The organism is Silvania hatchlandensis (assembly GCF_025564065.1).
Classification (GTDB): domain Bacteria; phylum Pseudomonadota; class Gammaproteobacteria; order Enterobacterales; family Enterobacteriaceae; genus Enterobacter; species Enterobacter hatchlandensis.
Genome location: NZ_JAMGZK010000051.1, coordinates 65,979 through 80,115, shown reverse-complemented (window position 1 = coordinate 80,115; position 14,137 = coordinate 65,979). Strand labels below are relative to the sequence as shown.

Sequence of the window (14,137 nt, the reverse complement as noted above, 5' to 3'; positions counted from 1 at the left end):
GCGTCGCTGCGGGGCGTGGAACTTAGTTGAAGTACTCTGCGTCCGGGAAGGATTTGGCAATGCTGTCTTTGGCGGAAGTGAGGATCTCGCTGTCGATTTCTGGCCATGCGATAGCAATGGTCTCGTCGTTCCAGCGGATGCCGCGGTCACTTTCCGGCGCGTAGTAGTTGGTGGTTTTGTACAGGAATTCTGCGGTGTCGCTCAGGGTCATAAAGCCGTGGGCGAAGCCTTCCGGGATCCACAGCTGGCGCTTGTTTTCGCCAGACAGATGCACGCCTACCCACTGACCAAAGGTCGGGGAGCTTTTGCGGATATCCACCGCCACGTCGAACACTTCACCGGCAACACAGCGCACCAGTTTGCCCTGCGCATGAGGTGCCAGCTGGTAGTGCAGACCGCGCAACACGCCTTTAGAAGACTTAGAGTGGTTGTCCTGCACAAAGGTCACACTGCGGCCAATGGCGGTTTCAAACTGCTGGTGGTTAAAGCTTTCGAAGAAGAAACCACGGTCATCGCCAAATACTTTTGGCTCAAAAATAAAGACGTCGGGAATTGCGGTCTGGATAACATTCATGATTACGGCCTGATTGATAAATGGGGCATGACGCCCCAGGTAAACGGTGATTACTTAAGCATTTTCAGCAGATACTGGCCGTAAGCATTCTTCGCCAGCGGGGCGGCTAATTTGCGCACCTGGTCGGCATCGATAAACTTCAGACGGTAGGCAATCTCTTCCGGACAGGCCACTTTCAGCCCCTGACGGGTTTCGATGGTCTGAATAAAGTTGCTGGCCTCAATCAGGCTCTCGTGGGTACCGGTATCCAGCCAGGCGTAGCCACGACCCATCATTGCCACCGACAGATCCCCTTGCTCAAGGTAGATGCGATTAACGTCGGTGATCTCCAGCTCGCCGCGTGGCGATGGCTTCAGGCTCTTGGCAATTTCTACGACGCGGTTGTCGTAGAAGTAGAGACCGGTAACCGCGTAGTTGCTCTTCGGCTCCAGTGGCTTCTCTTCCAGCGAGATCGCGGTGCCTTCGTGGTTGAACTCCACCACGCCGTAGCGCTCTGGATCGTGCACGTGATAGGCAAAGACGGTGGCACCCGCGGTTTTAGCGGCAGCATCGACCAGCTGTTTTTGCAGGTCGTGACCGTAGAAAATATTATCGCCCAGCACCAGCGCGCAGTCGTCTTCGCCGATGAACTCTTCACCGAGGATAAAGGCCTGCGCCAGGCCGTCCGGGCTTGGCTGCACGATGTACTGCAGGTTCAGGCCCCACTGGCTACCGTCGCCGAGCAGTTGCTCAAAGCGCGGCGTATCCTGTGGGGTGCTGATGATTAAGATGTCGCGGATCCCCGCCAGCATCAGGGTGCTCAGCGGGTAGTAGATCATCGGCTTGTCATAAATCGGCAGCAGTTGCTTGCTGACGGCCATGGTGACGGGGTAGAGACGGGTTCCGGAACCACCGGCCAGGATAATACCTTTACGTTTAGTCATGATGCTTCATTCTTCTGTGTGCATTTACAGGGAAGGGTGGCGCGGCCACACCTCGACGTTAGTCCATGTCGGTAAAGCAAGGCGGTCCTTGCTCTTCACTTATTTCCCGAGGATCTCGGTCAGCATACGATCAACGCCAACCGTCCAGTCCGGCAGCGTCATCCCGAAGGTGCGCTGGAACTTGCTGGTATCAAGGCGTGAGTTATGCGGCCGTTTTGCCGGTGTCGGGAATGCACTGGTCGGCACAGCATTCACCTGGGTCACGGCCAGCTCAACGCCAGCCGCTTTCGCGTTGGCGAACACCCGTTGAGCATAGTCGAACCAGGTGGTAGTTCCTGAGGCGATCAGGTGATAAAGACCTGCTACCTCGGGTTTATCCTGAGCGATGCGGATCGCATGGGCCGTGCAGTCGGCCAGCAGTTCTGCCCCGGTCGGCGCACCAAACTGATCGTTGATGACCGACATCTCGCTGCGCTCTTTACCAAAGCGCAGCATGGTTTTGGCAAAGTTCGCGCCACGGGCGGCGTACACCCAGCTGGTACGGAACACCAGATGACGGGAACAGAGCGCGGCGGCCTGTTCGCCCGCCAGCTTGGTTTCGCCGTACACGTTCAGCGGAGCGGTCTGGTCAGTTTCAACCCAGGCTTTGTCACCGCTGCCATCGAACACGTAGTCGGTGGAGTAATGCACCAGCCACGCGCCCAGCGCTTCGGCTTCTTTGGCGATGGCGGCAACGCTTGTGGCGTTAAGCAGCTCGGCAAAGTCGCGCTCGGTTTCAGCTTTGTCGACCGCGGTATGCGCGGCGGCATTGACGATCACGTCTGGCTTCAGCAGGCGCACGGTCTCGGCTACGCCCGCCGGGTTGCTGAAATCACCGCAGTAGTCGGTGGAGTTAAAATCCACCGCCGTCACGCGGCCCAGCGGTGCCAGCGCACGCTGCAGCTCCCAGCCGACCTGGCCATTTTTTCCGAACAGCAGAATATGCATTATTTACGCCCCTGGTAGTTCTGCGCGATCCAGTCCTGATAGCTGCCGCTTTTGACGTTGTTCACCCACTGCTGGTTATCCAGATACCACTGCACGGTTTTACGGATGCCGGACTCGAAGGTCTCCTGCGGCTGCCAGTTCAGCTCGTGGCTCATTTTGCTGGCATCGATAGCATAGCGGCGGTCGTGGCCTGGGCGGTCGGTCACGTAGGTGATCTGATCGCGGTAAGAGCCTTCTTTTGGCACGATCTCATCCAGCAGGTCGCAGATGGTGTGTACCACATCGAGGTTTTGCTTCTCGTTGTGGCCGCCGATGTTGTAGGTCTCGCCGATTACGCCAGTGGTCACTACGGTGTACAGGGCGCGGGCATGGTCTTCAACGTACAGCCAGTCGCGGATCTGATCGCCTTTGCCGTAGATTGGCAGCGCTTTGCCGTCCAGCGCGTTCAGAATAACCAGCGGGATCAGCTTCTCCGGGAAGTGATACGGGCCGTAGTTGTTGGAGCAGTTGGTCACGATGGTCGGCAGACCGTAGGTGCGACGCCAGGCGCGAACCAGATGATCGCTGGAAGCTTTGGATGCGGAATACGGGCTGCTTGGCGCATACGGGGTCGTTTCCGTAAACAGCGGCAGTGCTTCGCCGGTGCTCACCTCGTCCGGGTGCGGCAGGTCGCCGTAAACTTCATCGGTAGAGATGTGGTGGAAACGAAACGCCTGCTTGCGGGTTTCATCCAGCTCGCTCCAGTAAGCGCGGGCGGCTTCGAGCAGCGTATAGGTGCCGACGATGTTGGTCTCGATAAAATCGGCCGGGCCAGTGATGGAGCGATCCACATGGCTCTCGGCGGCGAGGTGCATAACCGCATCCGGCTGATGAGCGGCAAAGACCCGATCCAGCTCAGCGCGGTTACAAATATCAACTTGCTCAAAGGCATAACGGTCACTTGCTGCGACGTCGGCGAGCGATTCCAGATTGCCTGCATAGGTGAGCTTGTCCAGGTTGATCACCGCATCCTGGGTATCACGAATAATGTGGCGAACCACCGCAGAACCGATGAAACCGGCACCGCCCGTTACTAAGATTTTCATAAGTGAGAGTGACTTTTTTTATTGGTTAATAGGAACACCCGTACAATACCTTTTTTTATCCGTTCAGGCATTGTTTGGCTGCCGGCAACATATGAATACCAGGCCTGAAACGCGTTCAGAATTGACGCTTCCCTGTGCCGTTCTGTTTTAATTCATTAATGCGTAAGTGAATTCCCGGGCATTATTTGCCAGCTGCTGACGCTGCTTATCGGAATTTACTAACAGTGACAATGCGTCAATCCACTTCTGCGGATCGTTACTCAGCAGTACACCATTGCTATTTTGCTCGATAAATTCACTGTACGGCGCGCAGTTACTGTAAATCCCCACCGCGCCCATACGAACAAAATCATAAAATTTTACCGGGCCTCTTGCCAGATTAAAGGCTGAGTCCAGCAACGGCGCCAGCCCGATATCCACCCGATGATGCCGGGTATAATCGAGATAGTTCTGCCAGCTCATTGGATGCAATACTGTGACCCGGGGCAAATCGCGATAAAGTTTGTAGATCTCGTGCTCGCCAAAGATCTCGAAACTGGCCTGCGGGCACTGCATCAGTACGCCTTCGACCACCTCTCGCAGCCAGTACTTCTCTGCCTGATGCGAACTGGATCCGTGGTAGGCGATTTTTACAGGTCGTCGCGCTTCAAGCAATCCGGAAGTGGGCATTGCGGGCACAACGTCGGGGTTAAGGTGCGCATACTTGTTTGCCAGATACGGCGTCGAGACCCAGATGTTATCGCAGTGGGAGGTGATCCAGCGGTGCTGGGCCGCAGAGCGACGGATGATTTTGGTCCGGTAGGCTTTAGGTAACGCCTCTAACGCGGAGGGATCGAACAGATCATCATCCATAAAATAGACCACCTGCGAGAGGTCATCGATATTGCGTGCAATCTCGCGCTGCCATAGCGTCGAGATAAAGCGGATGACAACCAGCGCCGCGCCTTTATCAACGGTAATGGCGGGCGTGGTTAACGTATCCACCAGCAGACATTCGGCTTCGGGAAAACGGCTTTTGATCGCCTCTTCAAAATAGGCCAGCGTTGGGGAATTCCCTTCATGCAAAATCAGTAGCGAGCGACATTCAGGCCCGCTATCGGACTGATTATCGCTTTGCTTGTTCAACTTCAGATACGGTTTAAAGAGTGCCTTTCTGATCAGTTCGTCCATGGCAACACCACATTAGGAGCATGACTTAACGAGAAATCGGGTCGGTCATAGCTCAGGTTGGGATTGTAGGCAGGATCATGCTGGAGCCGCTTCGCCCAGCGCTTTTTCATGTAGTTCAGTTCGCCCTGCGCACGTGCCAGCTGCTGCGGGGTAATGTCTTTGCCGCGGGATACCGACTCATGGTGGTAAAGCTCGGCATACGGGGTCCAGACGATGCGCCAGCCGGCTTCGCCAACGCGCAGACAATAATCCACATCGTTAAAGGCCACCGGCAGATTGACCTCGTCTAACCCATTAAGGCTAATAAACAGCGAGCGATGGGTCAGCAGGCAGGCTGCCGTGACGGCAGACAGCTCCTGCGCGCTTACCGCCCTGCGCTGGTAACCGGGTTCATCGGCAGACAGGCCCGCATGCAGATGATCGGCGCAGCCCCCAGGCCCGACGGCATCGCCTGCATGCTGTACCCGACCATCGCCATAAAACAGCCGTGCGCCAACCACACCAACGCCAGGTCGCAGCAGATGGGCGACCATCTCTTCCAGCCATTCCGGGTTCATCACTTCGGTGTCGTTGTTCAGCAGGCAGATAAGTTCGCCCGTGGCCGCATGTACCGCTGCATTGTTAATAGCCGAGTAATTAAACGGATGATCCCAGGCGATAACCCGCACCCCGTACTGACGGGTGATGTGGGCGAGATAAGCCAGGGTTTCGGGATCGTCGCTCTGATTATCCATCACCAGGATCTCAAGATCGGGGTAACGGGTATGCTGCACCAGACTCTCGATGCAGGGCCGTAAATGCGCCAGTCCGTTACGGGTGGGGATCACCACCGAGACGCGCGGTAGTTCTGCCGGCAGCGGCCAGCGCCAGCGGCAGATGCCGTGCGGCGCGGGCTCCAGCATTACCCCTGCCGGGAGCGGCGGCAACTGACCCGCCAGGGTGTGATAATCATCCTGCTGCAACGCTGTTTCCGGCAGGTGCATCAGCAGGGCAGGGATGTGCGCAATCTCGTCGGCATCGTGCTGGTGGGCCAGCTGTAACCACCCACGGTGGCACTCGGACGCGTTGTTTGGCACGTCGAGATGACCCTGTTCCCGCCATAGCCCGCACCAGCCGATGTAGTTCTGACTGTGGAGCAGGGTTTCATTCCAGTCCGGCTTGAAGTTAGGCGAGTGGCGCTTGCCTTTTTCATCCAGCAGATCGTGATCGCCATAGACCCATTGGGCATCTGGCATCTGGCGCAGCTGATGCGCCAGCCATACTAATGCCGCCGGTGCGAGCACGGCCCCTGCGGGGATCGCCCACTGCCATTCGCCAACAGGCCGCTGAGTGGCTGATTCCACCACGGTGATATGACCTGCCGGGTAATGCAGGGCCGTGATGCTGGCAAGGGTGCGCTGGCGTGCTGCCTCATCGGTGCCGTTGACCAGATGCAGGCAGACGTGGGGCAGATTTTTCCAGCGGGCCAGCTGACGGGCGATCATTCGCTGTTCGCCAGGCTGCACGGCATCAAAGTTTGCCAGCCAGTGTTCGTAGGCGTGCAGCGGCCTGTCGTCGCGGATCTTGCCGACCAGCTGGTAAGCCTGCTGTAAATCGGTGAGCCACAGGTGCCACGCCAGCCCCAGCCGTTTGCGTTTGTGCGCGCTCAGGCGCTGATAAAAAGGCCACACCCGGCGCAGGCGACGCCAGCGGCTTTCACCCGCCGACACCCGCGAAAAACGGGTGATCGCCAGTTCGCAATCCACCCCTTCACTGCTGGCGAGCAGCGCCAGCTGGCTTACGCCTATCGGCAGCCAGACCAGTTCCTGCAGCGTGCCGCGACGCGTGACCGGGAGAGTCTGTTCATGCCAGCTCCCCTGGTGGCCCTGCCAGCGCAGCCGGGTTTCTCCCCGCGACTGGCGGGCACGCAGGGTGCCCTGAATCAGAAACCAGCCCGCGCGGAATGTCGATGAGTCGGGCAGCGTCAGAGGCTGCCAGTGGCCATTGCTTTGCATAAGAAGATTTTCAGCCCACAGTGGGGCAACCCCGTCCTGGCGTTTGTCGAAAATGATAAGAAGAAGCGAAGGTGATGCAGGTTTAGCCGATCAGCTTTTTCACCCGCGAAGCCAGCCAGGAATCGTTTTTCTGTGGGCTTTCTTCTTCTGGCAGGGCATCGAGTTGCGCTTGCAGCGCGGCCATTTCTGCTTTGACTTTGGGGGCGAGAGAGGCTGCCAGCAGACAGGTCTCGTCGTTGCGGTCATGGGCTTTGAAATAGGCTTTGTGTTTGACCCGGTTAGCGGTGGCGGCGCTGCCGCGCAGGTGCTTCCCGAGCAGGAATTCTTCGAGCGATTTCACCGCGTAATGGTTAACCCGCACGCCATGCCACAGCACTTCGGCACTGACGCCATTACCGTGCTTAGGATGCAGGACCAGATCATTTCCTGACGCATCGATATAACGACCAAAGCGCAGGTCGGCGTGATGGGGGTTGTTAAAATGGTTCACGCGTTCAGGTCTCACCACGCTTTTGAAGTTGTGGTGAACATTAAATTTAATGGGTGCTCGTTTGGTGAACCGCTCGGTTACCAGCCCTTCTTCGGCAAAGAGTTCGCCATTTGAGCCAAAATTAGACCAGTTCAGAGCAATCGCACTGACGCTTTCATCGTTGAAATGCGAGCTAAAGTAATCGACTAGATTCAAATCGGACGATAAAGGTAATAAAAACTCATCAGCATCGATAAAGGCGAGCAGCTCAATCTCGCGTGCACAGCTGCGTAAAATACGCTCGTAGGCTGGGAGCTGCGGTTTTTGATTATCTACATCCGGTTGATCGATAACCGTCACCATTCCCAGACGTTCCAGGGAAGAGAGCAACTCGCGGGTTCCGTCACGACTGCCATTATCTGCAATCACAAATCCTTTTACGCCTAAAACCCGGTGATACGCTATCCACTCAAGCAGGCCTGCAAATTCATCTTTTACGATGGCGGCAATATAGAGGTTCACATTTATATCCAACCGATTATCGGAATACCGTGCCAGCCATCAGTAAAGCGCTGCAGGCTGGCACAAGGTGAAACATTAGTCTTAACAGGCTGGGGAGAAATTCAACTCCGCAAACCAGGTAATCAAGCCGTCAGACTCAAGCCCGAGGGTGATCTGCGAAGAGAAGGGAATATTGAGATTAAAACCGCAGCCTAAACGGGGATGATTATCCGCCGGCTGCTGCAGAATGGCAGAAACAACATCCGGACGTTTGACATTGAACGGATAGCTATAGGTTGCATATCCATTCTTAACGGCAAGCCGTGGCGACTGTTGGTCTTCTGCCAACATCCAGCCACCCAGCGTCACTCGGCCATTGGCGAGCTTAAGGGGCGTCTGGGATGATGAAGTGTCAATATTCCAACGCAGTTGTGCACTGGAGGCTACCAAAGGTGTTGTAGAGAGCGTGTAACTATTAGTCATTCTGTTCTCGGCACTCAATTAATTATTAGTATTTTTATTATAGATTAACCAGTTGCAATGCAAGCAGCTAAACTATACAAGGCAATGACAGCTTATGGAATGATAAACTGCCACGCTATATCACCAATGATACCGAAACAGCGAATCTGACATGACCGGGGGCAGTAATTTACCGTGAAGCTAGAGTTATTATCGGTATTTATTCTAAAATATTTAACTTTAAAGTGATAAATATTAATCAGATCCGAAAAGATCTCGCGTGTAGACTTTTTCAACTACATCGATCAGACGATTGTCCATACGGTTGCAGAGGATTACATCGCTGATCGCTTTAAATTCACCCAGATCGCGGATGACCCGAGAGTGAAAGAAGTGGTCTTCTTTCATGGTCGGCTCAAAAATAACTACTTCAATTCCCTTGGCCTTAATGCGCTTCATGATCCCCTGAATAGCAGAAGAGCGGAAGTTATCAGAGCCAGCTTTCATCACCAGACGATGCATCCCGACAACTTTGGGTTGGCGGGCGATCACGCTGTCGGCAATGAAATCTTTGCGGGTGGTATTGGCATCAACGATGGCGCGGATCAGGTTGTTAGGGACATCCTGATAGTTCGCCAACAACTGCTTAGTATCTTTAGGCAGGCAGTAGCCGCCATAGCCAAACGAAGGATTGTTATAGTGCGAGCCAATACGCGGATCCAGGCCAATACCCGAGATGATTTGACGGCTGTCTAACCCATGAGATTGGGCATAAGTATCTAGCTCATTGAAATACGCGACCCGCATGGCGAGGTAGGTATTTGCAAACAGCTTGATGGCCTCAGCCTCGGTGCTACCGGTGAGCAGTACCGGCACGTCCTGCTTAATTGCGCCTTCTTTCAGGAGATTAGCAAACTGCTGCGCGCGTTCACTGCATTCACCCACCACGATGCGTGACGGATGAAGGTTGTCGTACAGAGCACGTCCTTCACGCAGGAATTCAGGCGAGAAGATCAGATTTTCGGTACCACATTCCTGACGCATCCGTTCGGTAAAGCCCACCGGGATGGTGGACTTGATGATCATAACGGCATGCGGGTTAATGCTGATCACATCGCGAATCACTGCTTCAACGGTGCTGGTATTGAAGTAGTTGGTTTTAGGATCGTAATCGGTTGGCGTCGCGATAATGACGAACTCAGCACTCTCGTAAGCTTCGAATTTATCCAACGTTGCTCGCAGATTGAGTGGCTTAGTAGCTAAGTACTCTTCAAGCTCTTTATCTGCGATGGGAGACTGACGTTGGTTAATCTGTTTTATTTTCTCTGGTACAACGTCAAGAGCGATGACCTGATGGTGCTGGGCTAAGAGTACGGCATTGGAAAGGCCGACATAACCAGTTCCGGTAATAGTAATGTTCATGCTTTATAATAGTTCATTTATTTGGAAGTTTAATAAACCAGTTGATATAATGGGGTTATTTCCATGATAAATGGAAATACTATTAATAACTTCATTTTGTGGAACATCACATGCTATGGTGAACCCACACTGTTCATCATTACAAAGTGCTATAGTTCTTAATACATCTGGACGATTTTTAAAAGCGATGTCTTTTATAGGTAGTTCCAAATGCTGATTGGCAATTACTCTGAATGATTCTGGCTTCTGACCATTATAGCCTAATGCCCAACCATTTATCTCTAATTGATAATTATTGATTTCTTTTAAATTGTCAATTGCGCCAATATGGCTAGTGTTATTTTTGTAGTATAATTGACTTCCATTATCTTTAGATCCGCAGGGGTATTTTTCTTGCAATCTATTTTTAATATGCTGAACGGATTGTATCCAATGTCTTTTTAGTGGCGCGTATTCATGATTAATGTCGTGAGCGTTAAAATATGACATGTCAAGACTGGCATTTGAAGATGCCCTCCCTTTCTTCATTTTTTTTGAAACATACTCAGATTTTGATTTTATCATGTAATGATGTATTTTCATATTTGCCCAAGTAACTCTGTCACTCATGCCTGTTAAAGGTTGAGGAAGTTCTTCTCCGGCAGTATTAACATACTTACATGATTTTTCGATTCTAAATTCGTGCGGCGTATTTCCGGATGAAACAAAATCTTTTAGCCTAATTAGAGATTTATAATGTCTATTAATGTTGCTATCTTTAATAAATCTAAATTCAAAATTACTTAAAATATCGTTGTTTGAGTTTATGATGATGTCTGAGGAACCATAAGTAGCCCAGTTTAATGTTATGCCAGAGACATTATAATCATTAGTAGTGATTTTGGTGATTACCGACTGAATGTTTGGATGGTTATCATCCAGGATGACGAATTCATCTGCATCAATAAACAAAGCCCAATCAACACAATCCTTTTTAGCTAACTCTGCCAATTTTTCATAAGCAGGCAATTGCGGCTTCACTCCTGGTAGAGTTGGCCAAGTTAGAAGAGTAATTTGCCCTTCATCATGTAAGGAAGTGAGGAGTTCAGAACAACCATCGGTACTAATGTTATCAGCAATGTAAAAGTCTGTTACACCAATAAGACGATGGTGAGCTATCCATTCTAAAATATATGGGGCTTCATTTTTAAAAATAGCGCAAAGTGCGACTTTACAATTATTCAATCGAGATTCTTGGAGCATCAAGATCCAGCCCTTCTGTAGATGTTGTTAAAGGGAGTCTATTAAGAAGGGCAGTGCCTTCTAATTTTTCAAAAACAATGCTGTCATTTATTAATGAATCGATGGTCTCTTCCGGATTTCCCCACTCAAGCAAGTCAGATAGATAAAAATGATATCTGTCATCTTCCACAGGTAACATATCAATATCTGGACGGGCGATTGGATGGTATAATCCCATTATAGGAAAATATATATTTTTTGCCGATTCAGATAACCATGTTGCCAACCAAGAAAAGGTACTTATAGCAGGAATTACATTAACTGATGAGCAGATAACATTAAAATCATCTTCCCAAGAATTAAATTTTGGGAATAGTGCGTTTGGAAATTTATCTCTGAGTCTTGTAGAATATTTATCATCACCAAGTTGTCCAACGAAGACAGGTTTCAAACCTGTCTCTTCAATGATGTTAGCGTAAAAAGATAATGGTATTGGGATATAATTCCTATGAACACCTTTTGATATCTCAGCGCCCCTGACATTTATCACTAAGTAATGCTCATTATAGCCGTAATGATTGTTTTTCTTTAGCTTTAGATATCTTCTGAATTCAGTTAAGTGCCTTGAATAATAACACATTCGTGTGCTAAGACATTTTATATTAACGTCTATGTTTTTGACGTCTTTAACAAGTTCTACAATAGCATCAAGAGGGGGGGTGTGATTCTTTATGTCTAAACATAAAGCTTCATCTCTAACTTTAGTACTTTTTATACCAAAAGAGGGTATGTCAAGCCCTGTAATTAATACAGGCACTCCCGTACGAAACTTAATGGCTAAGGCCAACATGTACTGAAAGAGTTGATTGCCTATGTTGCCATAGGGAGTTATTTTTATATGTCTCATGATAAATGTCACTTAAATTGTAAAATCTTCTCTTATTTTCGTCAGATTTTGGCTATAGAAAGGATCCACATCAAGATGATTTCCCCATTTTGATTTCATGAAATTTACCTCTTGAGCAAAACGCGCAATTTTCTCAGGTGAATCTTCGGCACCACGACTTATTGACTCGTAGTGATAAAGTTCCGCGTAAGGGGTCCAAAGATTACGATAACCCGCCTCACGTACTTTCAGACAAAAATCTACATCGTTAAATGCGACTTTGAGATTCTCTTCATCTAAACCTGAAACTAATTCAAAGATCTCTCTACGAATCAGCAGGCATGCTGCAGTCACAGCAGAAAGTGACTGAGTCAGTAACAAGCGGCTGAAGTACCCAGGGTGCTGACGCGGGAAGTGTTTATGTGAATGTCCGCCAACACCACCAATCCCTAGGATAACGCCGCCGTGTTGCAAGGTGTCGTTGCTGTAATAGAGTTTCGCGCCTACGCAGCCAATTTCAGGTCGCAGGCACTGGCTGACCATTTCGGTCAACCATTCTGGATTAATGACTTCAACATCGTTGTTGACCAGGCCAATGACCGACCCTTTTGCATGACGAGCACCAAAGTTGTTGATTGCTGAATAATTAAACGGATGGTCGTAAGCGAGTACTTTGACGCGGCGATCTTCCTGCTGGATTTGGCTAAAAAATTCCAACGTTTCGGCTTCGACGCTGCCGTTATCTAAGATAAGAATTTCGAAGTTGGTGTAAGTACTTTTCTCAATAATGCTACGAACTGCAGTCTCGGTAAGTGAGCGTCGATCGCGGGTGGGGATCAGCAAGCTAACCAGTGGTGCTGGTTCCGGTATCGGGTAGCGCACCCGATAAGTATTGGGCACCAGGCCTGCTTCAACTTTGACACCGGGTTGCTCAGTAGCAAAATGGTCGCGCAATGCTTTGATTCCTGCGTCAGTAGTATAGCTTTTCTCACCTGATGCCAGGGCGGTAGAACCTTCTATAGTACGCCAATGATAAAGCACTCGCGGAATATGCACAATTTGCTCTGCGGCCACATGTTGAAGGCAGCGCAGCAAAAGATCCTGATCCTGGCTGCCTTCAACGCCCAGACGGAATCCGCCAATTTTTTTTAGCAGCTCACGGCGATATACACCGAGGTGAGAGACGTAATTTTGAGAGAAGAACAGATCCGGGTTCCAGTCGCTTTTAAAATGCGGATCAAACCGTTCGCCGCGGCCATTGAGCTTATCTTCGTCGCTGTAAAGGATCTGTGTTTCTGGCTGCGCGCTAATTGCTTGTGCCATAAATAGCAATGCATGTTCCGGCAGGGCATCATCATGATCCAGCAGTGCGACAAATTCACCTACAGCTATTTCTAAAGCACTGTTTGATGCTGCCGAAATATGACCATTTTGCTGTCGATAGACGACTTTGATACGTGGATCCTTCGCCTCATACTCACGTAATACGCGCTGGACATGCTCTTTTGGCGATTTGTCATCTGCAATGCAAAGCTCCCAATAGGGGTAGCTCTGCGACAGCACTGAATCCAGACAGGCACGAAGGTAGATTTCTGCCGGGTTATATACTGGCATCACCACCGAAATCACCGGAGGCTTTGCCATCGTAGCTAGCGCAGCAGTGACTTCTGCTTTATTAGGTAGTGATGGTTCTTCTACAGTTTGGATCCATTCTTCATAGTCAATGGAAGGCAGCGTGAAGCTAAATGTCTCGTTATAGAGTGCCATCAGGCGATCCATTAACAGGCTACCGTTTTCGGCTGTAATAGATTCCTTTATTTCCACTACGTCCATATCACGATAGCTTTGGTGTTCCTGCTGAATGCGCGCCATTAACGCAGGCTCAATTTGACTATCACTGATTGGTGCGATTTCAAACTGGCTAACAGTAAATGTGGATTCCTGCTCGAGTGGGTCAAAACGCAATGCGACAATCGGGGATTCTAAATAAAAAAGACGGCTGGCATTTACCCCTTTTTTATAGGGAAGGGTAACGGTTTCAAACTCATTGAAGCCTTTCCCGGTATCCAGATAAAACTTTGCTAACCCTTGTTTGCCGGAGCAATCCAGCGTCAGGTTAAATTGGTACCAGCCTTTGCTGGTCTGAGGCAATTGCCCTAAGTCAATAATAAAGTAAGGATCGTTCCCTTCAGACATCCATCCATTAAGGCAGTTGTTATCGGCTGAAAGCTGGTTCAGTGACAGCCAGGGCATATTAACCGCAGCTGTCTGAGGAGGCTCAATGAATGAGTCAGCGCAAGGTTTTCTGCCCAGTAATGCTCCATAGCGCTTAAAATGCTCTCTTGCTGAGATGCCAGTTTGGCTGACATCCTTATAGGTGCGTAGATACCACTGCTCATCAAAATGGATAAGCAAGTCTTCATGTTCATATTGAACTGTCATT

The 14,137-nt window shown here is 50.5% G+C and carries 12 protein-coding genes; all 12 read right to left on the bottom strand.

All coding sequences use genetic code 11. The annotated features are described in order from the left end of the window. Nucleotides 1-22 precede the first annotated feature (22 nt). The 12 genes from rfbC to M8014_RS14720 all read right to left on the bottom strand — a co-directional run bounded on the left by rfbC (nt 23) and on the right by M8014_RS14720 (nt 14,136). Nucleotides 23-574 carry a dTDP-4-dehydrorhamnose 3,5-epimerase gene (gene rfbC, locus M8014_RS14775; protein ID WP_271283166.1) on the bottom strand — a complete coding sequence of 184 codons (552 nt, stop codon included), beginning with the start codon at nt 572-574 and terminating at the stop codon, nt 23-25. A 50-nt stretch (nt 575-624) separates the two neighbouring features. Further along, entirely contained in the window at nt 625-1,497 is an 873-nt protein-coding gene (gene rfbA, locus M8014_RS14770) for a glucose-1-phosphate thymidylyltransferase RfbA (RefSeq protein WP_271283165.1), read from the bottom strand. 99 nt (nt 1,498-1,596) lie between these two features. Then, nucleotides 1,597-2,484, bottom strand: a complete 888-nt coding sequence (gene rfbD, locus M8014_RS14765; RefSeq protein ID WP_271283164.1) for a dTDP-4-dehydrorhamnose reductase — start codon at nt 2,482-2,484, stop codon at nt 1,597-1,599. Next, entirely contained in the window at nt 2,484-3,569 is a 1,086-nt protein-coding gene (gene rfbB / locus M8014_RS14760) for a dTDP-glucose 4,6-dehydratase (protein ID WP_271283163.1), read from the bottom strand. The genes rfbD and rfbB overlap by 1 nt, the downstream gene beginning before the upstream one ends. 147 nt (nt 3,570-3,716) lie before the next feature. Next, nucleotides 3,717-4,739 carry a glycosyltransferase family protein gene (locus M8014_RS14755; protein ID WP_271283162.1) on the bottom strand — a complete coding sequence of 341 codons (1,023 nt, stop codon included), beginning with the start codon at nt 4,737-4,739 and terminating at the stop codon, nt 3,717-3,719. Continuing rightward, a complete protein-coding gene (locus M8014_RS14750; protein WP_271283161.1) occupies nt 4,727-6,733 on the bottom strand; it encodes a glycosyltransferase family 2 protein in 2,007 nt (668 codons plus the stop codon). Before M8014_RS14750 ends, M8014_RS14755 begins: the two co-directional genes overlap by 13 nt. Nucleotides 6,734-6,815: 82 nt before the next feature. Further along, nucleotides 6,816-7,724: a glycosyltransferase family 92 protein gene (locus M8014_RS14745; protein WP_271283160.1), complete on the bottom strand. Its 909-nt coding sequence runs from the start codon at nt 7,722-7,724 to the stop codon at nt 6,816-6,818. Between the two features lie 81 nt (nt 7,725-7,805). Next, nucleotides 7,806-8,186, bottom strand: a complete 381-nt coding sequence (locus tag M8014_RS14740) for a hypothetical protein (RefSeq protein ID WP_271283159.1) — start codon at nt 8,184-8,186, stop codon at nt 7,806-7,808. Nucleotides 8,187-8,420: 234 nt separating this feature from the next. Beyond that, nucleotides 8,421-9,587, bottom strand: a complete 1,167-nt coding sequence (locus tag M8014_RS14735) for a nucleotide sugar dehydrogenase (RefSeq protein ID WP_271283158.1) — start codon at nt 9,585-9,587, stop codon at nt 8,421-8,423. A 3-nt stretch (nt 9,588-9,590) separates the two neighbouring features. Further along, nucleotides 9,591-10,829, bottom strand: coding sequence for a glycosyltransferase family 2 protein (locus tag M8014_RS14730; protein ID WP_271283157.1), 1,239 nt, complete (start codon nt 10,827-10,829; stop codon nt 9,591-9,593). After that, the gene (locus M8014_RS14725) at nt 10,804-11,715 is read right to left on the bottom strand and encodes an O-fucosyltransferase family protein (protein WP_271283156.1); all 912 of its coding nucleotides are present in this window, start codon (nt 11,713-11,715) and stop codon (nt 10,804-10,806) included. Before M8014_RS14725 ends, M8014_RS14730 begins: the two co-directional genes overlap by 26 nt. Before the next feature lie 12 nt (nt 11,716-11,727). Then, nucleotides 11,728-14,136 (bottom strand): glycosyltransferase family 2 protein, encoded by a 2,409-nt coding sequence (locus tag M8014_RS14720; RefSeq protein WP_271283155.1) that lies wholly within the window; start codon nt 14,134-14,136, stop codon nt 11,728-11,730. Nucleotide 14,137 lies beyond the last annotated feature (1 nt).